Below are 16,974 nucleotides of genomic sequence, written 5' to 3'. Positions count from 1 at the left end.
TGTCACCCCGCAACACGTCCAGTTGATCACAAGACGCAACGCGCAAAGCATGGTGACCCCGGCAGGATTCGAACCTGCAACCTGCCCCTTAGGAGGGGGCTGCTCTATCCAGTTGAGCCACGGGGCCACGGGCTTCTTTTCGCCGGAAGCCAGCGGCTTCGCAACCCGCAGGCCTGCGAAAAACGCGCGCGCAACAATCGTAGCCGATTGCGGCGCGGTCGAAGTTAGCGCTAGACTCGGGCAACGCAAGCGAAAGGCACGGGCATGACGGCACAGACACGGCGACCATTGACGCTGAGGGATGTTTCAGAGGCTTCCGGGGTCAGCGAGATGACTGTCAGCCGGGTGCTGCGCAATCGCGGTGACGTGTCCGACAAGACCCGTCAGAAGGTGCTCGATGCGGCCAAGACGCTGGGCTATGTGCCCAACAAGATCGCGGGCGCGCTGGCCTCGCAGCGGGTGAATCTGGTGGCGGTCATCATTCCGTCCATGTCGAACATGGTCTTTCCCGAAGTCATGATGGGCATTTCGGAGATCCTGGACGACACGCCGCTGCAACCGGTGGTTGGGCTGACCCACTACAAGCCCGAGCGCGAAGAGGCGGTTCTGTACGAAATGCTGTCATGGCGGCCCTCTGGCGTGATCCTTGCCGGGCTGGAGCATACCGACGCGGCGCGGGCCATGCTGTCTGCCGCAGGGATTCCGGTGGTCGAAATCATGGATACCGATGGCGAACCGGTCGATGCCATGGTCGGCATCTCGCACCGGGCGGCGGGGCGCACCATGGGCGAGGCGATTGTCGCTGCGGGCTATAAGCGTGTCGGCTTTCTGGGCACCAAGATGCCGCTGGATCACCGGGCGCGGAAGCGGTTCGAGGGCTTTACCCTTGCGCTGGCCAAGGCCGGACTGGAGATTGCGGATCAGGAATTCTACGCCGGCGGCTCGGCGCTGGTGAAAGGGCGCGAGATGACCGAGACCATTCTCAATCGCACGCCTGACATCGATTTCCTGTATTATTCCAATGACATGATCGGTGCCGGCGGATTGTTCTACTGCATGGAAAAGGGCTATGACATTCCCGGCAAGCTGGGTCTGGCCGGGTTCAACGGGGTCAACCTGCTGAAGGGCCTGCCCATGCAACTGGCCACGATGGATGCCTGCCGGCTGGAGATCGGACGCAAGTCGGCGGAGATCATCGCGGCCCACGCCCTGGATGGAGACGGGCCCGAAGGCGAACGGATCACCCTGACCCCCGACATCACTTTTGGCGACACGCTGCGCCCGCCGCAGGGCTGACCGGGGCCTGCGCGCAACTGGGCTCTTGCACAGTTGCCGAGGGTGGGCGACACCCACGGCATCCCAGTTGCATCGGAAGCTGCCATGACGCCCGACGAAATCTCTGCCCTGCCCTATCGCCCCTGCGTGGGCATCGTGCTGGCCAATCGCGCCGGCCATGTCTTCGCGGCGCAACGCATCGACACCGCCAATGCCTGGCAACTGCCGCAAGGCGGGATTGACGAAGACGAGGATCCGCGCGAGGCCGCCCTGCGCGAATTGCAGGAAGAAACCGGGATCGCGCCCACATCGGTCACCATCGAAGCCCAGACCGACGACTGGATTTCCTATGATCTGCCGCAAGAGCTTGTGGGCAAAATCTGGAAGGGCCGGTTTCGCGGGCAGAAGCAATTGTGGTTCCTGATGCGGTATCAGGGCGCCGATACCGACATCTGCATCGACACCGAACATCCCGAGTTCAGTGACTGGAAATGGATGCAGCCGGGCGACATCATCGACAACATCGTGCCGTTCAAACGCGCCACCTATGTTCAGGTGTTCAACGCCTTCCGTGACGCGCTTTAGCCTGCGGGATCCAGCGTCAGGCGCAGGGTCTCGCCGCTGCGGTCGCATGGCGGCAGGCTGAGCGACAGCGGCGCTGCGGGGCTGTTGGTGCGGTGCAGGCGCAAGGAAAGCTCCGTGCCGCAGGTCGCTTCGGTCACCGGCAGGTCAACGTGCACCGGCCCAGAGGTCACGGGCAGCACCCGCGCTTGCGGCAGGCCGCCGGGAAAGCCCAGAGGTTGTGCCGTGACAACGCCCGAGGACAAGCCCAGGGCTTCGACGGGCTGTGCCCAATCCAGTGCGATGAATGCCACGGCGGCAGCGCTTTCGGGCACTTCGGCGGCAAGGGCGCGGTCGGCTGCGGTCACGGACAGCCGGGTGATCCCCGCAAGATGCGGCAGGGTGAGGGCAAGCTGACCATCAATGCCGGTTTCTTCGACGAAACGGATCGGCCCATAAGACAGGGCCACGGCGGCATAGGGATCGCAGGGCAGTTGCAGCGCGAGCGTGATCTGGCCCGGCGCCGCTTCCGACACGGCAAGCGTTCCGGCGCAGTCGTCAGCCCGCACCATGGCCGGACCGGCCACAAGGCCCAGAAACAGCATCAGGCCCCGAAGGGCCTGACCTGAAGAGGGTGTCCGCCGATCAGGCAAGACGCCCATGGCAATGCTTGAACTTCTTGCCCGACCCGCAGGGGCAAGGCTCGTTGCGGCCCGGATTGCCCCAGGTGGACGGGTCGTTTTCGTCAAACCCTTCGGCCGCATCGCCTGCGGGCACGGCTTCGGCCATGTCGGGCGCAGCGGCCGGGGCCGGGGCCGGGGCCATGCGGCCCTGTGCAGCGGCCTGCTGCTGCGCCAGTTGTTCCATCATCGCCTGACGTTCTTCTTCGGTCAGCGGACGGATCTGGGCCAGCTTCTGGGTCACTTCCTCGCGCAGGCCGTTCAACAGCCCCTCGAACAACTGGAAGCTCTCGTTCTTGTATTCGTTCAGCGGGTCGCGCTGCGCATACCCCCGGAATCCGATGACCGAGCGCAGATGCTCCAGCTTCAGCAGGTGATCGCGCCACTTGCCGTCGATGGTCTGCAGCAGCAACTGCTTTTCGATGTTGCGCATGTTCTCGGGGCCGAAATCCACGGCTTTCTTGGCCATGAATTCGTCACCGGCCTTGTACAGACGTTCGCGGATCTCTTCGGCGTCCACGCCCTCTTCCTCGGTCCAGGCAATGACCGGCAGATCCTGGCCCAGCTTGTCCAGAACCTCGGCATACAGCCCCTGCCCGTCCCACTGGTCGGCATAGGACTTGGGCGGAATGAAGGTGTCGACCAGATCATCCACCACCTGATGACGCATGTCCTGGGTGACATCGTTGACGTCGGCGGCTTCCATGATCTCGCGGCGCTGGCCGAAGATGGCCTTCCGCTGATCGTTCATCACGTCGTCGAACTTCAGAAGCTGCTTGCGGATGTCGAAGTTGCGCCCTTCGACCTTCGCCTGCGCCCGTTCCAGCGACTTGTTCACCCACGGGTGCACGATGGCCTCGCCTTCCTCCATGCCCAGACGGCTGAGCATCTTGTCCAGACGTTCCGAGCCGAAGATCCGCATCAGGTCGTCTTCGAGGCTGAGATAGAAGGACGAACGCCCGGGATCCCCCTGACGGCCAGACCGGCCGCGCAACTGGTTGTCGATCCGGCGGCTTTCGTGACGTTCGGTGGCCAGAACGTACAGACCGCCCGCGTTCTTGACGGCGTCTTCGTCGGCGGCATGGGCAGATTCGATCTGGGCGCGGATCTCGTCGGGGTGGGTGTCGGGATCGGCGGCGATGGCCTCCAGCACCTTCATCTCGACGTTGCCACCCAGTTTGATGTCGGTGCCACGACCGGCCATGTTGGTGGCGATGGTGACCGCCCCCAGCTTGCCGGCATCGCCCACGATCTGGGCTTCTTTCTCGTGCTGGCGCGCGTTCAGCACGTTGTGCGGGATCTTGGCCTCGGTCAGAAGCGATGACAGCACTTCGGACTTCTCGATCGAGGTGGTGCCCACCAGAACCGGCTGGCCCTTTTCGTTGGCTTCGCGGATCGCCTTGACGATGGCTTCGTATTTCTCGCGGCCGGTGCGATAGACCTGATCGTCTTCGTCGATCCGGCTGATCGGGCGGTTGGTGGGAATCTCGACCACGCCCAGCTTGTAGATTTCCATGAATTCGTCGGCTTCGGTGGCCGCAGTACCGGTCATGCCGGCCAGCTTGTCATACAGCCGGAAATAGTTCTGGAAGGTGACCGAGGCCAGCGTCACGTTTTCGGGCTGAATCGCGCAGCCTTCCTTGGCCTCGATGGCCTGATGCAGACCATCCGACAGGCGCCGCCCGGCCATCATCCGGCCGGTGAATTCGTCGATCAGCACGATCTGGCTGTCGCGGACGATATAGTCCTTGTCCTTGTGGAACAGCTTGTGCGCCTTCAGCGCCTGGTTCACATGGTGCACCAGCGTCGTGGATTCCGGATCGTACAGGGTCTGGTCGGGCGGCAGCAGGCCCAGCGAGGACATGCGCTGTTCCAGAAAATCGTTGCCCTCTTCCGAGAAGGTGACGTTGCGGGACTTTTCGTCCAGCGTGTAATGCGCGTCGGTAATCTCGGGAATCAACTCGTCCACGGCCTTGTAAAGGTCCGACCGATCCTGTGCCGGACCCGAGATGATCAGCGGCGTCCGCGCCTCGTCGATCAGGATGCTGTCCACCTCGTCGACGATGGCGAAATTGTGCTCGCGCTGGCTCATCTGCGCCAGCTCGGCCTTCATGTTGTCGCGCAGATAGTCGAAGCCCAGCTCGTTGTTGGTGGCATAGGTGACATCGGCGGCATAGGCGGCCTGCTTCTCGGCCTCGGGCTGCTGCGGGTAGACAACCCCGCAGGTCATGCCAAGCGCCGCATAGACCTTGCCCATCCACTCGGCGTCGCGCCGAGCCAGATAGTCGTTCACGGTGACGATATGCACGCCTTTGCCGCTGAGCGCGTTCAGATAGGCCGGGAAGGTGGCGACAAGGGTTTTGCCCTCGCCGGTCTTCATTTCGGCGATATTGCCGCGATGCAGGAAGATCCCGCCGACAAGCTGCACATCGAAGGCGCGCAGGCCAAGGGCGCGATGCGCGGCCTCCCGGCAGTTGGCGAAGGCTTCTGGCAGCAGTTTGTCCAGATCCTCGCCGGCGCGGGCCCGTTCCTGCAACTCGACGGTCTTGGCCTTGATGCCCGCGTCGTCCAGTGCCTCGTATTCCGACGCCAGATCGTTGATCTTGGTCACGATCGGACGCACCGATTTCACCAATCGGTCGTTGGGCGTGCCAAAGACTTTCTTCGCGAGTGTTCCAATGCCCAGCACCATGAGTTCTCCGCTTCCCTCGCCCGTCCCGATCCGGCAGACACCCGGGTTGCTCCCCTTGGCGCCACATCCTACAACGACGGTCGGGCGACCCGCCTTGCTGATCATCTGCGATGTAAGGGGCGGTATACCCAGTGTCAACGCGGCCCAAGCGGCCCGAACCTAAGGATGACCCATGCTGTTGAAAACCGCTCGCTGGCTTGCCCCCCTCGCCGTCGTCGCAAGCCTGCAAGGTGCCCATGCCCAGGACGCCGTGACCGCCGGAACGGTCCTGGCCACCGTGGATGGAAAAGACATCACCGCCGGGCACCTTTTGCTGATGCGTGCGCAGCTGCCGCAGCAATACCAGAACCTGCCGCCCGAGGCCCTGTACGACGGCCTTCTGCAACAGGCGATCAGCCAGGTTCTGCTGGGCAACAAGGCCGGCGAACTGGGCCCGGTGGCCAAACTGGCCCTTGAGAACGAGGAACGCGCCCTGCTGGCCAACAGCGCCATGCGCGAACTGGTCGATGCCGCCGTGACCCCCGAAGCCATTCAGGCTGCCTATGACGCGAAATACCTCGGGCAGGAAGCGGGCAATGAATACAGCGCCGCGCATATCCTTGTGGAAACCGAGGAAGAGGCCCTGGCCCTGATCGCGCAACTCAACGATGGCGCCGATTTCGCCACGCTGGCCGCCGAGCATTCCACCGGCCCCTCGGGCCCCAATGGCGGAGACCTGGGCTGGTTTGCCGAAGGCGCCATGGTCAAGCCGTTCGAAGACGCGGTTCTGGCACTGGAAGCCGAGCAGATCTCGGCACCGGTGGAAACCCAGTTCGGCTGGCACGTGATCCGTCTGAACGGTGTCCGCGCCATCGAAGCGCCGACCCTGGAAGAAGTGCAGGGCGACATCGCCACCGAAATCCAGCGCGCCGCCATCGACGCCGAAATCGAAACCCTGCGCGAAGCCGCAACCGTCGACAGCAAGGCCGTGACCGACATCGACGCGGGCTTCCTGAACGATCCTTCCCTGCTGGACGAGTAACATGTCGAATCCGACCCCTGAAGAGCAGCGCCTGCGCGAGGAAGTCGCGCGCCTGAAGGCGCAGGTGGAGGCCCTGGAGGCCGCCGCCAAGCCCGGTTTGCCAGCGGTCTCGCCGCTGGCGCCAAAGGGCGGGTTTCCCGACCTGCCCCCGGTCGCCGGTGTGCAACTGGCCGCGGCAGCGGCCGGCGTGCGCTACAAGGGGCGCGACGACGTGATGCTGGCCTATCTGGCCCCCGGAACCGCCATGGCCGGGGTGACCACGCGGTCGGCCACACGGTCGGCCTCGGTGCTGGATTGCGAAGACAAGCTGCGCCTGACCGAGCACGACAAGGACGGCGCGGCCATTGTGGTGAACGCGGGCAACGCCAACGCCTTTACCGGCGACAACGGGCGCCGATCCGTGGCCGCCATCACCGAAGCCGTGGGCGCCACCCTGGGGGTGCCCGCCACGCGGGTGTTTTCCTCCTCGACCGGGGTGATCGGCGACCCCCTGCCCCATGATCGCATCACCGCCGTTCTGGCCCAGATGAAAGACGGCCTGCAGCCGGGCAACTTCCGCGCTGCAGCCGACGCCATCCGCACCACCGACACCTTTGCCAAGGGCGCTGGCGTCACGCTGGACCTGGGCGGAGAGCAGGTCACCATCGCCGGGATCGCCAAGGGGTCGGGCATGGTCGCGCCCGACATGGCGACGATGCTGGTCTATATCTTCACCGACGCCCGCATTTCCCAGGCCGACCTGCAGGCCATGCTGCGGGACCTGACGGACCGCAGCTTCAACTGCATCACGGTGGACAGCGACACCTCGACCTCGGACACGCTTCTGCTGGCTGCCACAGGCCAGCGCGGGCCCGTGCTGACACCCGACACCGCAGCCTACGACAGCTTCCGGGACGGGCTGCTTGCGGTCATGACGGATCTGGCGCAGCAGGTCGTGCGCGACGGCGAAGGCGCCACCAAGTTCATCGAGATCCGGGTCACGGGGGCAGCCAGCGACAGCGACGCGGCCATTGTTGGGCGCGCCATCGCCAATTCGCCGCTGGTGAAAACCGCAGTGGCCGGCGAGGATCCGAACTGGGGCCGCGTCGTCATGGCCGTGGGCAAGGCCGGGGTGACCGCCGACCGCGACCTATTGTCGATCCGTTTCGGCGACATCCTTGTGGCCGAGAAAGGTTGGGTGGCGTCCAGTTATCGAGAAGAAGACGGGGCCGCCTACATGAAGAACCCGGAGCTTGTCATCGGGGTCGACATGGGGCTGGGCGACGGGCAGGCCACGGTCTGGACCTGCGACCTGACCCACGCCTACATCCAGATCAACGCGGACTACCGGTCGTGAAAACGGTTCTGGTCTCGGCGGTGGTTCTGGTGGATCCCGACGGCCGGGTGCTGCTTGCGCAGCGCCCGGAAGGAAAATCCATGGCCGGCCTGTGGGAATTTCCCGGCGGCAAGGTCGAAGCCGGCGAAACCCCCGAAGCCGCGCTGATCCGCGAGTTGCACGAGGAGTTGGGCATCGACACCTGGTCCAGTTGCCTGGCGCCGCTGACATTCGCCTCACACGGGTATGAAAGCTTCCATCTGCTGATGCCGGTCTTCATCTGCCGGAAATGGGAAGGGACGCCGCATTCGAAGGAAGGTCAGGCCCTGAAATGGGTCCGACCGACACAGTTGCGCGACTTCCCAATGCCCGCTGCGGATGTGCCATTGATTCCGATCATTCGGGATTGGCTGTGAATTCGGCAAAAATCCGCTAGAGTTCCTTTGCATTAACAATAGTTAACACCCCGTTTGTATTAACTTTGTTTCCCAACCGCCCAGTTCTCAGGCTTGCATTTCAATATTGTGATGTATTTGTTAGTGATTTATGAAGTTTTTTTAACTATATCTGACATATCAGGCACTGCTTTGGGGATAAAACAATGCTGAAAACGATCATGATAGGAACGTGTGTTTCGGTTCAGGGTACGTTTGTTCAGGCGCTTTCCAACGGCAAGATCGCAGTACAGGTCGGGCAACGGATTTTCGAAGGAACGCCAGTCAGGTCTCAAGCGGCTTAATCGTGTTTCCCAACTCCTGCCGCGGGAACTGACAAGACGTAGGCCGCGAACCGAAGGGTTCGCGGCCTTTCTTTACGTAACGAAAAGGGCGGCCGAAGCCACCCTTTCACGATCTTGATCAGTCGAGCGTTCTTTCGACTTCTTCGCGTTCGAAGATCTCGATGACATCTCCGGCCCGCACGTCTTCGTAATTCTCGAAGGCCATGCCGCATTCCTGACCCGATTGCACTTCGGCAACCTCGTCCTTGAAACGCTTGAGCGTCTTGAGCGTGCCTTCGTGGATGACCACGTTGTCGCGCAGCAGTCGCACACCGGCAGAGCGGCGTGCCACCCCTTCGGTGACCAGACAGCCCGCAACCTTGCCGACGCCCGACACCTTGAACACTTCCTTGATCTCGGCGTAGCCGATGAAGCGTTCGCGGATCTCGGCCGACAGCAGGCCCGAGGCCGCTGCCTTCACGTCATCCACCAGGTCGTAGATCACCGAGTAGTAGCGGATCTCGACGCCCTTCTGGTTCGCGGTGCTGCGCGCCGAAGCATTGGCCCGCACGTTGAAGCCGATCACCGGCGCACCGGAGGCTTCCGCCAGACCGATATCGCTTTCCGTGATGGCGCCGACGCCCGAGTGCAGAACCCGCACGCGCACCTCGTCGTTGCCGATCTTCTCCATCGCCTGAACGATGGCCTCGGACGAGCCCTGCACGTCGGCTTTCACCACGATCGGCAGTTCGACCACATCCTCGTCGGCCTTGGCCTTGGCCAGCATCTGTTCCAGCGTGGTGGCCGCCCCGGCCGCCGCACGGCGATCCTTGGCCTGCTGTTCACGGAACTCGGCGATTTCACGGGCCTGCGCCTCGGTATCGACCACGTTCAGCACGTCCCCGGCTTCGGGGGTGCCGTTCAGGCCCAGAACCTCGACCGGAACCGACGGGCCGGCTTCCTCGACGCGGTCGCCCTTGTCGTTGATCAGCGCCCGGACCTTGCCGTACTGTTCGCCCACGACGAAGATATCGCCCTGGCGCAGGGTGCCGTTCTGAACCAGAACGGTGGCCACCGGACCGCGACCGACGTCAAGCTGCGCTTCGATCACCGCACCGGAAGCGGCACGCTTCGGGTTGGCGTTCAGTTCCAGAACCTCGGCCTGCAGGGCAATGGCTTCCAGCAGTTGATCCAGCCCCTTGCCGGTGATGGCCGAGACTTCCACGTCCTGCACGTCGCCGGACAGACCCTCGACGATCACCTCGTGCTGCAGCAGATCGGTGCGCACCTTGTCGGGGTTCGCATCGGGCTTGTCGCACTTGTTGATCGCCACGATCATCGGCACCTTGGCCGCCTTGGCGTGGTTGATGGCTTCGACGGTCTGCGGCATCACTGCATCGTCCGCTGCCACCACCAGCACCACGATGTCCGTCACCTGCGCGCCACGGGCCCGCATCGAGGTGAAGGCCGCGTGGCCGGGGGTGTCGAGGAAGGTCAGCAGGTCGCCGCCATCGGTACGAACCTGGTAGGCACCGATATGCTGGGTGATGCCGCCGGCTTCGCCGGAGACCACCTTGGCATTGCGGATCGCGTCCAGCAGCGAGGTCTTGCCGTGGTCGACGTGGCCCATCACGGTGATGACCGGCGGGCGCGCTTCCAGATCTTCCGAATTGTCTTCGATCGAGTGAATCACGTCTTCCACGTCGGCATCCGACACGCGCTGTACGCGGTGGCCGAATTCCTCGATGATGAGTTCGGCGGTATCGGCGTCGATCGACTGGTTCTGCGTGACCATCATGCCGTTCTGCATCAGCGCCTTGACCACATCGGCCACACGCTCGGCCATACGGTTGGCCAGTTCCGAAACCACGATGGCCTCGGGCAGTTGCACGTCACGAATGACCTTTTCACGGGGCTCGTTGCCGCCCATGGCTTTCTGACGGGCACGCTCCTGCTTGCGCTTCATCGACGCCAGCGAGCGATGACGCCCGCCTTCACCGTGCGACAGCGCCTTGTTCAGGGTCAGCTTGCCCGAGCGGCGGCCATCGCCACCGCGGTTCTTGCGGCTGTCGCGATCCTGGTCGCGATCCTGCTTGCGCGGGGTCGGCACACCGGATTTGGTCGGCGCGGGACGTGCAGACGCAGCATCGGGCTCCCTTGCGGGATCCTGACGTCCGCCGCCGGCCGGCGCCGCCTTGGACTTGGCTTCAGCTTCCTTGCGGGCTGCATCTTCTGCGGCCTTGCGCTGACGCTCTTCTTCCTCGGCTGCGGCCTTCGCCGCTGCACGTTCCTCGCGTTCGCGTTCTTCGCGTTCCTTGGCCTCGATCTCGGCCCGGCGACGGGCCCGATCATCGGCGCGACGCTTTTCTTCGTCCGCGCGTATCTTGGCGTCTTCGCTTTCGCGGGCCTTGGCTGCCTGAAGCGCCTTCAGCCGGCGTTCCATCTCTGCATCAGAGATGCCCGCCGGGCGCCGCGAGGGGTCGCCACCAGCTGCGGAACCGGACTTGCCGGAACCGGGCTTCGGCACGACCACGCGTTTGCGCTTGGTCTCCACCACGACATTCTTGGTGCGGCCGTGGCTGAAGCTCTGCTTCACCTGCCCCGACCGGGGGCCGCCGCGCACGCCGAGTGTTTTCTTGCCGTCACTATCGCTCATGTGGTCGTCGTATCCTTCCGGGCGGGGCGGTCCCCGCCGTGTTTCCTGCGCATTCCCTGCAGTCGTGCGGCTTCCTCTACAACACGTGTCGTGAGTCCACCAGCGGCAAGCGCACCGTGTATTACACTTTCACGACCGAAGGCCAGCCCCAATTCGGCTGCAGTCAGCACCTCGATCAATCCGTTCGGCCCTTCGGGGGGCCGCAGTTTGGTCTTCCCGCGGACCGAGCCATCGCTTGCCTGAAGCAACGCAATGGCCTGCCCTGAAACCAGGAAAGACTTGGTCTTCTCGTATCCGGCCACTGCCAGCCCGGCCTTGCGGGCCAGCGACAGGGTGCCGACCAGGCGCTGTGTCAGCCCCGCTTCGACCTGTTCGACCAGATCCCTGGGCACATTCACCGCCTGTCGCGCGGCGCGGGCAAAGGCCTTTTTCTTGACGGCCTTGTCCAGAACCTCGTGATCCGCAGTCACCCAGATCCCCCGGCCGGGCAGTTTGCCCGCCAGGTCGGGATAGATCCGGTCTTCCGGACCCAGCACGAACCGGATCAATCCGGCCTTGTCGCCCCGTTCACCGGTGACGATGCAGCGCCGCTCGGGCTCGTCGCGCGTTTTACTGCATCCACCACGGGACATGCCAGATCCTCCGTTGTCGCGGCTCAGGCCTGGTCTTCCTCGGCCTCTGCCGACTCAAGCTCCTCGTCGCTCTCGGCCTCATCCTCGGGAAGCAGATCATCTGGATCCACCCAGCCCAGCTGAATCCGCGCGGTCATCACAAGATTCTGCGCTTCTTCAAGGCTGACGTCGAAGGCTTCCAGAAGCCCGTCATCCTTTACCCGCTGCCCGTCGACCGTTGTCCAGCCGCCGGCCAGTTCCCAGTCCGCACAGGTGGCGAAGTCTTCCAGCGTCTTGACGCCATCGGCGGCCAGAGCGGCCAGCATCTGCGGGGTCAGCCCGTCGAAATCGACCAGCGAATCCTCGACCCCAAGCTCGCGCGCCTTGGCCAGCGCGGCCTGCGCCTGCGCCTCAAGAAAGTCACGGGCCCGGGCCTGCAGTTCCTCGGCAGTGGAATCGTCCACCCCGTCGATGACCAGAAGCTCGTCGATCTCGACATAGGCCACTTCCTCCAACGTGGAGAAGCCTTCCGAGACCAGAAGCTGGGCGAAGAACTCGTCCACGTCCAGCGCCTCCATGAACAGCTTGGTGCGCACCGCGAATTCCTGCTGGCGCCGTTCGCTTTCCTGGCTTTCGGTCATGATGTCGATGTCCAGACCGGTCAGCTGGCTGGCCAGACGCACATTCTGACCGCGCCGGCCGATGGCAAGGCTCAGCTGCTCGTCCGGCACCACGACCTCGATCCGCTCGGCTTCGTCATCCAGAACCACCTTCGACACTTCGGCGGGCTGCAGCGCGTTCACCAGGAAGGTCGGCTGATCCTCGTTCCACGGGATGATGTCGATCTTCTCGCCCTGAAGCTCGTTCACCACGGCCTGTACGCGGCTGCCGCGCATGCCCACGCAAGCGCCGACCGGGTCGATCGAGTTGTCATAGGAAATCACGGCGATCTTCGCGCGCGATCCGGGGTCACGGGCCACGGCCTTGATCTCGATGATGCCGTCGTAGATTTCCGGCACTTCCATCTTGAACAGTTCGGCCATGAATTCCGGCGCGATGCGGCTCAGGAAGATCTGCGGGCCGCGCGGCTCGCGGCGCACATCCTTGATGAAGACGCGGATGCGGTCGTTCGGACGATAGCTTTCGCGGCCGATCTTCTCGTTGCGGCGCAGCACGGCTTCGCCGCGACCGATGTCGACGATGATGTTGCCGTATTCCTCGCGCTTGACCAGACCATTGATGATGGTGCCGGCGCGATCCTTGAATTCCTCGTACTGGCGATCCCGTTCGGCTTCGCGCACCTTCTGCAGAATCACCTGCTTGGCGGACTGCGCGGCGATCCGGCCCAGTTCCACCGGCGGCACCTCTTCGACCAGCTCGTCGCCGACCTGGGGATCTTCCTTGTACTGCTTGGCCTGTTCGACGGTCAGCTCGGCCTGATAATTCTCAAGCTCTTCGTCTTCCACAACCGTGCGCACGCGGGTGAAGGTCGCCACGCCGGTCTTGCGGTCGATGGACACGCGAATGTCCATTTCCGCGCCGTAGCGCGACTTGGCGGCACGGGCGAGGGATTCCTCCATCGCCTCGACCACCAGACCGGGGTCGATCATCTTCTCACGGGCAACCGCCTCGGCGGTTTGCAGAAGCTCAAGCTGGTTGGCGCTGGTAATCGCCATGTCCTAGTCCTCCTTCTGGGGGGCGGTTTGCCGGGCGTCCGTCTCGTCGGTGTCGCCCATGTCTTCGGTCTGGATCTCGTCGAACTGGCTTTCGTCGATGGCACCCGAGGCTTTGCGGGCGCGCAGCATCTCGGCGATCAGCTCATCGGTCAGCACCAGTTTGGCGTCGCTCAGCCAATCGAACTCAAGCCCGATGGTCACCGGTTCGCCCTGATCGGCGATCTCGACCAGAACCTCGCCGTCCTCGACACCGGCCAGCAGGCCCTTGAAGCGGCGGCGGCCGTCGATCAACTCGGTGGTTTCCAGCTTGGCCTCATAGCCCGCCCAGGCCTCGAAATCCTTCAGCCGGGTCAGCGGGCGGTCGATGCCGGGGCTGGAGACCTCCAGCGTATAGGCTTCCTCAAGCGGATCCTCGACATCCAGCACCGCGGACACGGCGGTTGAAATGCGGGCGCAATCGTCAACCTCGATCCCGCCATCCGGCTTGTCGGCCATGATCTGCAGGGTGTTGGTCTTGCCGCCCATAAGGCGCACGCGCACCAGTTCATAGCCCATGTCCTCGATCACCGGGGTGATGATCGCGGCCATGCGCTGATCGATGGCGGCCTTGGCGATGAGATCGGTCATCAAAGTCTGTCTGCCTGGGTTCGATGGATACAAAAAAACGGGCACGCGGCCCGTCGATCTTTCCCGGTGGAACATTGGGACAGGTCCCGACGCGCCGCTGTTGAGGGGCATATACGCAGCCAAGGACGACTTCGCAAGGGAAAACCCCCGATACGGTTGCCGCCCGCCGTGCTAGGCTGGGTCCATCAATGGATCGGAGACAACCATGGCAACCATCACCGGCATCGGCGGCGTGTTTTTCCGCGCCCGCGACCCCCAGGCACTGGCCGCCTGGTACGACACCCATTTCGGTATAAATCCGGTGCCGCAAGGCCCCGACGACACGGTCTGGATGCAGGCCGCGGGCCCCACGGTTTTCGCCCCCTTTGCCGAAGACACCGAGTATTTCGGGCGCAAGGAACAGCAGTTCATGCTGAATTTCCGGGTGCCGGATCTGGACGCGGCCATCGCCGATCTGCGCGCCGCCGGGATCGAAGTCACGCCCTGGCCGCAAACCCCCGAGATGGAGGCGGTGGGCCGCTTCGCCCATCTGACCGACCCGGAAGGCAACCGGGTCGAGTTGTGGCAGCCCGCCGGCTGAGCCTCAGTCGCCGCTTTTCCAGCCTTGGTCGCGATGCGTGCCGTCGCAATAGGGCTTGGCTCCGGACAGCCCGCAACGGCACAGCACATACTTGCGATCCGACATGCCCGCGCCCTGTGGCGGTTGCGGCGCCGTCACGCCCTGCACCCAATAGGGGCCGTTGCGCTGCACAGTGATCTCGGCCCGGTCGGCGAACAGATCCGGCCCCTTGTCCTGCCCCTCGGCCAGCTTCAGCGCCCCGGACGGGCAGGCGGCCACCACCGCCTCGACCTCGGCGCGGCTGCCGTTGTCAGGCTGCACCCAGGGCTTCTGGGCCGGATTGAAGATGTTCTGGGCGATGCGCCCGCATTCGGCGGCATGGCTGCACAGGCGCGGATTGAAGGTGACGGTCACCTCCTGCCCGGCATAGGAAAACACCCGGTCCGGTCCCTCGGGCTTGCCGCCGCGATCCCGGAACCCGGCGTCCTTGTGCGAGCCGTCGCAGAAGGGCTTGTTCTTGCTGTGGCCGCAGCGGCACAGGGCCATCACCGGTTTCCCCGCGATCTCGGCCCCGTCCGGCCCGACCATTTTCGAGATGCCCCGCGCCATCAGCGGCCCGTTCTCGCGTTCCTCGATTTTCGGTCCGTCCTCGGCCATGGTGCGTTCCTCCCTAAAGCCCAAGGGCGCGGCGGTGGCGCGGCAGCCGGTTCATGATCTGCACCAAGGCAGCACTGATCCCCGGCTCCGACAGCGCGTGACCCGCCTGCCCGATCATCTTCAATTCCGCCCGCGGCCAGACCTGCGACAGTTTCCACGCCGAGGCCGGCGGACAGATCATGTCATAGCGCCCCTGCACGATGGTGCCGGGCGTGTCCGCCAGAAGCGACATCCGGTCGAGGATATGGTTGGGGCCTTCCAGAAAGCCGCCATTCACGAAGTAGTGGTTTTCCAGCCGCGCAAAAGCACGGGCATATTCCGCCGGGCTTTCCCCGGTGATGCCGTTGCTCTGGATCGAGGCCAGCGCGTTTTCCCACGCCGCCCAGGCACGGGCAAACCGGGTCTCGACGATGCGGTCCCCGGAAAACAGCCGCCGGTGGTAGGCCGCGATCAGGTCGTCACGCTCGTCCTCTGGCACCAGTTGCACGAACCGCTGCCACAGGTCGGGCCAGAACAACCCGGCACCACCGCCATAGAACCAGTCCAGTTCCGGCTTGGTCATAAGGAACACGCCGCGCAGCACCAGATAGGCGGTGTGGCGGGCGTGCGACTGGGCATAGAGCAGCGACAGCGTCGCCCCCCAGCTGCCGCCGAAGACCACCCAGCGCGGGATCTCCAGCGCCTTGCGGATCACCTCCATGTCGGCGACCAGATGCCAGGTGGTATTGGCCTCGACGCTGGCATGCGGGGTGGACCGCCCGCAGCCGCGCTGGTCGAACAGCACGATGCGATACACTTCAGGGTCGAAATAGCGGCGCATGGCCGGGCTGCAACCGCCACCGGGGCCGCCGTGCACCACGACAACCGGCATCCCCTCGGGGTTGCCGCATTGCTCCACATAGAGGCTGTGGCCATCGCCCACGTCCATCATCCGCTGGTCGAACGGGTCCACCGGCGGATAAAGAAATTGTGTCGCCTTCTTCTGACCTGCGAATTGCTCCATGACCGGACTATATAACGCGCCAGAGGCCCCGACCATATGGGCTGCGCAAGAAAAGGACCGACCCCGTGACCGACTCCACCAGCACCGTCGACCCCGCCGAGATCGCCAAATTCGAAGCCATGGCCGCCGAGTGGTGGGATCCGGACGGCAAGTTCAAACCGCTGCACATGCTCAACCCCTGCCGGCTGGACTACATCACCCGCCAGATCGCCGTGGAATTCGACCGCGACCTGTCCGGCGCCACCCCCTTCGCGGGGCTGCGAATCCTCGACATCGGCTGTGGCGGCGGGCTGCTGTCCGAACCCATGGCGCGGCTGGGCGCCACCGTGGTGGGTGCGGATGCGGCGGAACGCAACATCCCGGTGGCCCGCCTACACGCGCAGCAATCGGGGCTCGAGATCGACTATCGCCACTGCACGGCCGAATCGCTGGCTGCGGCGGGCGAGCAATTCGACGTGGTCTTGAACATGGAAGTGGTCGAACATGTGGCCAGCCCGCCCGACTACATGGCCGCCTGCGCCGCGCTGTTGAAACCCGGCGGTCTGATGGTCGCCTCGACCCTGAACCGCAATCCCAAAAGCTTCGTGATGGGCATCATCGGTGCCGAATACGTCATGCGCTGGCTGCCGAAAGGCACCCATGACTGGAAGAAGTTCCTCACCCCGGACGAATTGTTCGACCTGATCCGCGGCGCGGGCCTCGACCCGATCGACCGCAAGGGCTTCGTCTTCAATCCGCTGGGATGGAGCTGGTCAATCTCGGACAAGGACCTGTCGGTCAACTACGTCACCGCCAGCCGCAAACCGGGCTGACGATCAAGGGCAGCGCTCCACAGTTTCGCGCCTGAAACGCTCCCCGTTTGGCGGCAAAAGGCGCTACTAGCGCCTTTTCGCCTCGGCCGCACCATTTCCGAGACGGCGCTC

Annotated in this window: 15 protein-coding genes and 1 tRNA gene; 7 read left to right on the top strand and 9 right to left on the bottom strand. The window is 64.1% G+C overall.

Going from position 1 to position 16,974, the window contains the following annotated elements; translation table 11 throughout:
• Positions 1-50: 50 nt before the first annotated feature.
• Positions 51-127, bottom strand: a tRNA-Arg gene (locus tag ACP15K_RS14615).
• 137 nt (positions 128-264) lie between these two features.
• Between ACP15K_RS14615 and ACP15K_RS14610 the strand changes: the two genes are divergently transcribed.
• On the top strand, positions 265-1,296 hold the full coding sequence (locus tag ACP15K_RS14610; RefSeq protein WP_193143353.1) for a LacI family DNA-binding transcriptional regulator: 1,032 nt from the start codon (positions 265-267) through the stop codon (positions 1,294-1,296).
• A gap of 84 nt (positions 1,297-1,380) precedes the next feature.
• Positions 1,381-1,860 carry an RNA pyrophosphohydrolase gene (locus tag ACP15K_RS14605; RefSeq protein ID WP_193143352.1) on the top strand — a complete coding sequence of 160 codons (480 nt, stop codon included), beginning with the start codon at positions 1,381-1,383 and terminating at the stop codon, positions 1,858-1,860.
• Here ACP15K_RS14605 and ACP15K_RS14600 read toward each other — a convergent pair.
• Positions 1,857-2,441 carry a hypothetical protein gene (locus tag ACP15K_RS14600; RefSeq protein WP_193143351.1) on the bottom strand — a complete coding sequence of 195 codons (585 nt, stop codon included), beginning with the start codon at positions 2,439-2,441 and terminating at the stop codon, positions 1,857-1,859. The genes ACP15K_RS14605 and ACP15K_RS14600 overlap by 4 nt on opposite strands.
• Positions 2,442-2,481: 40 nt before the next feature.
• Entirely contained in the window at positions 2,482-5,205 is a 2,724-nt protein-coding gene (gene secA / locus ACP15K_RS14595; RefSeq protein ID WP_424990842.1) for a preprotein translocase subunit SecA, read from the bottom strand.
• Between the two features lie 175 nt (positions 5,206-5,380).
• On the opposite strand from secA, the gene ACP15K_RS14590 reads away from it, so the two are divergent.
• Genes ACP15K_RS14590 through mutT form a run of 3 tightly spaced genes read left to right on the top strand, consistent with a single transcriptional unit; the run spans position 5,381 to position 7,960 of the window.
• Positions 5,381-6,229, top strand: coding sequence for a peptidylprolyl isomerase (locus ACP15K_RS14590; RefSeq protein ID WP_226926123.1), 849 nt, complete (start codon positions 5,381-5,383; stop codon positions 6,227-6,229).
• Position 6,230: 1 nt separating this feature from the next.
• Entirely contained in the window at positions 6,231-7,565 is a 1,335-nt protein-coding gene (gene argJ / locus ACP15K_RS14585) for a bifunctional glutamate N-acetyltransferase/amino-acid acetyltransferase ArgJ (RefSeq protein WP_424990834.1), read from the top strand.
• Complete coding sequence (gene mutT / locus ACP15K_RS14580; protein WP_193143349.1) at positions 7,562-7,960, top strand: 8-oxo-dGTP diphosphatase MutT; 399 nt, start codon at positions 7,562-7,564, stop codon at positions 7,958-7,960. The genes argJ and mutT overlap by 4 nt, the downstream gene beginning before the upstream one ends.
• 441 nt (positions 7,961-8,401) lie before the next feature.
• On the opposite strand, the gene infB is transcribed toward mutT, so the two are convergent.
• The 4 genes from infB to rimP are packed head-to-tail and all read right to left on the bottom strand — an operon-like array spanning position 8,402 to position 13,832.
• A complete protein-coding gene (gene infB / locus ACP15K_RS14575; protein WP_193143348.1) occupies positions 8,402-10,918 on the bottom strand; it encodes a translation initiation factor IF-2 in 2,517 nt (838 codons plus the stop codon).
• A complete protein-coding gene (locus ACP15K_RS14570; RefSeq protein ID WP_193143347.1) occupies positions 10,915-11,550 on the bottom strand; it encodes an RNA-binding protein in 636 nt (211 codons plus the stop codon). The genes infB and ACP15K_RS14570 overlap by 4 nt, the downstream gene beginning before the upstream one ends.
• 23 nt (positions 11,551-11,573) lie before the next feature.
• Positions 11,574-13,205: a transcription termination factor NusA gene (nusA, locus tag ACP15K_RS14565; protein WP_424990833.1), complete on the bottom strand. Its 1,632-nt coding sequence runs from the start codon at positions 13,203-13,205 to the stop codon at positions 11,574-11,576.
• Positions 13,206-13,208: 3 nt separating this feature from the next.
• Positions 13,209-13,832, bottom strand: coding sequence for a ribosome maturation factor RimP (gene rimP / locus ACP15K_RS14560; protein WP_424990832.1), 624 nt, complete (start codon positions 13,830-13,832; stop codon positions 13,209-13,211).
• Positions 13,833-14,037: 205 nt separating this feature from the next.
• On the opposite strand from rimP, the gene ACP15K_RS14555 reads away from it, so the two are divergent.
• On the top strand, positions 14,038-14,412 hold the full coding sequence (locus tag ACP15K_RS14555; RefSeq protein ID WP_193143344.1) for a VOC family protein: 375 nt from the start codon (positions 14,038-14,040) through the stop codon (positions 14,410-14,412).
• A 3-nt stretch (positions 14,413-14,415) separates the two neighbouring features.
• On the opposite strand, the gene ACP15K_RS14550 is transcribed toward ACP15K_RS14555, so the two are convergent.
• Positions 14,416-15,048, bottom strand: a complete 633-nt coding sequence (locus tag ACP15K_RS14550) for a CDGSH iron-sulfur domain-containing protein (RefSeq protein ID WP_193143343.1) — start codon at positions 15,046-15,048, stop codon at positions 14,416-14,418.
• 13 nt (positions 15,049-15,061) lie between these two features.
• Positions 15,062-16,051, bottom strand: coding sequence for a prolyl aminopeptidase (gene pip / locus ACP15K_RS14545; RefSeq protein ID WP_193143342.1), 990 nt, complete (start codon positions 16,049-16,051; stop codon positions 15,062-15,064).
• Positions 16,052-16,116: 65 nt separating this feature from the next.
• Here pip and ubiG point away from each other — a divergent pair, with 65 nt between their 5' ends.
• Entirely contained in the window at positions 16,117-16,863 is a 747-nt protein-coding gene (ubiG, locus tag ACP15K_RS14540; RefSeq protein ID WP_193143341.1) for a bifunctional 2-polyprenyl-6-hydroxyphenol methylase/3-demethylubiquinol 3-O-methyltransferase UbiG, read from the top strand.
• Positions 16,864-16,974: the final 111 nt, after the last annotated feature.

The sequence above is a fragment of the Fluviibacterium sp. S390 genome (assembly GCF_049800695.1).
Classification (GTDB): Bacteria; Pseudomonadota; Alphaproteobacteria; order Rhodobacterales; family Rhodobacteraceae; genus Meridianimarinicoccus.
The sequence above is the reverse complement of the archived record's forward strand: the minus strand, read 5'-3'. Positions and strand labels throughout refer to the sequence as shown.

What these genes read in the sequence shown, in the direction of transcription:
- ACP15K_RS14610 (WP_193143353.1), top strand. Translation starts at nt 265, where the DNA reads ATGACGGCACAGACACGGCGACCATTGACGCTGAGGGATGTTTCAGAG.
- ACP15K_RS14605 (WP_193143352.1), top strand. Translation starts at nt 1,381, where the DNA reads ATGACGCCCGACGAAATCTCTGCCCTGCCCTATCGCCCCTGCGTGGGC.
- ACP15K_RS14600 (WP_193143351.1), bottom strand. Translation starts at nt 2,441, where the DNA reads ATGCTGTTTCTGGGCCTTGTGGCCGGTCCGGCCATGGTGCGGGCTGAC.
- ACP15K_RS14590 (WP_226926123.1), top strand. Translation starts at nt 5,381, where the DNA reads ATGCTGTTGAAAACCGCTCGCTGGCTTGCCCCCCTCGCCGTCGTCGCA.
- argJ (WP_424990834.1), top strand. Translation starts at nt 6,231, where the DNA reads ATGTCGAATCCGACCCCTGAAGAGCAGCGCCTGCGCGAGGAAGTCGCG.
- infB (WP_193143348.1), bottom strand. Translation starts at nt 10,918, where the DNA reads ATGAGCGATAGTGACGGCAAGAAAACACTCGGCGTGCGCGGCGGCCCC.
- ACP15K_RS14570 (WP_193143347.1), bottom strand. Translation starts at nt 11,550, where the DNA reads ATGTCCCGTGGTGGATGCAGTAAAACGCGCGACGAGCCCGAGCGGCGC.
- nusA (WP_424990833.1), bottom strand. Translation starts at nt 13,205, where the DNA reads ATGGCGATTACCAGCGCCAACCAGCTTGAGCTTCTGCAAACCGCCGAG.
- rimP (WP_424990832.1), bottom strand. Translation starts at nt 13,832, where the DNA reads ATGACCGATCTCATCGCCAAGGCCGCCATCGATCAGCGCATGGCCGCG.
- ACP15K_RS14555 (WP_193143344.1), top strand. Translation starts at nt 14,038, where the DNA reads ATGGCAACCATCACCGGCATCGGCGGCGTGTTTTTCCGCGCCCGCGAC.
- ACP15K_RS14550 (WP_193143343.1), bottom strand. Translation starts at nt 15,048, where the DNA reads ATGGCCGAGGACGGACCGAAAATCGAGGAACGCGAGAACGGGCCGCTG.
- pip (WP_193143342.1), bottom strand. Translation starts at nt 16,051, where the DNA reads ATGGAGCAATTCGCAGGTCAGAAGAAGGCGACACAATTTCTTTATCCG.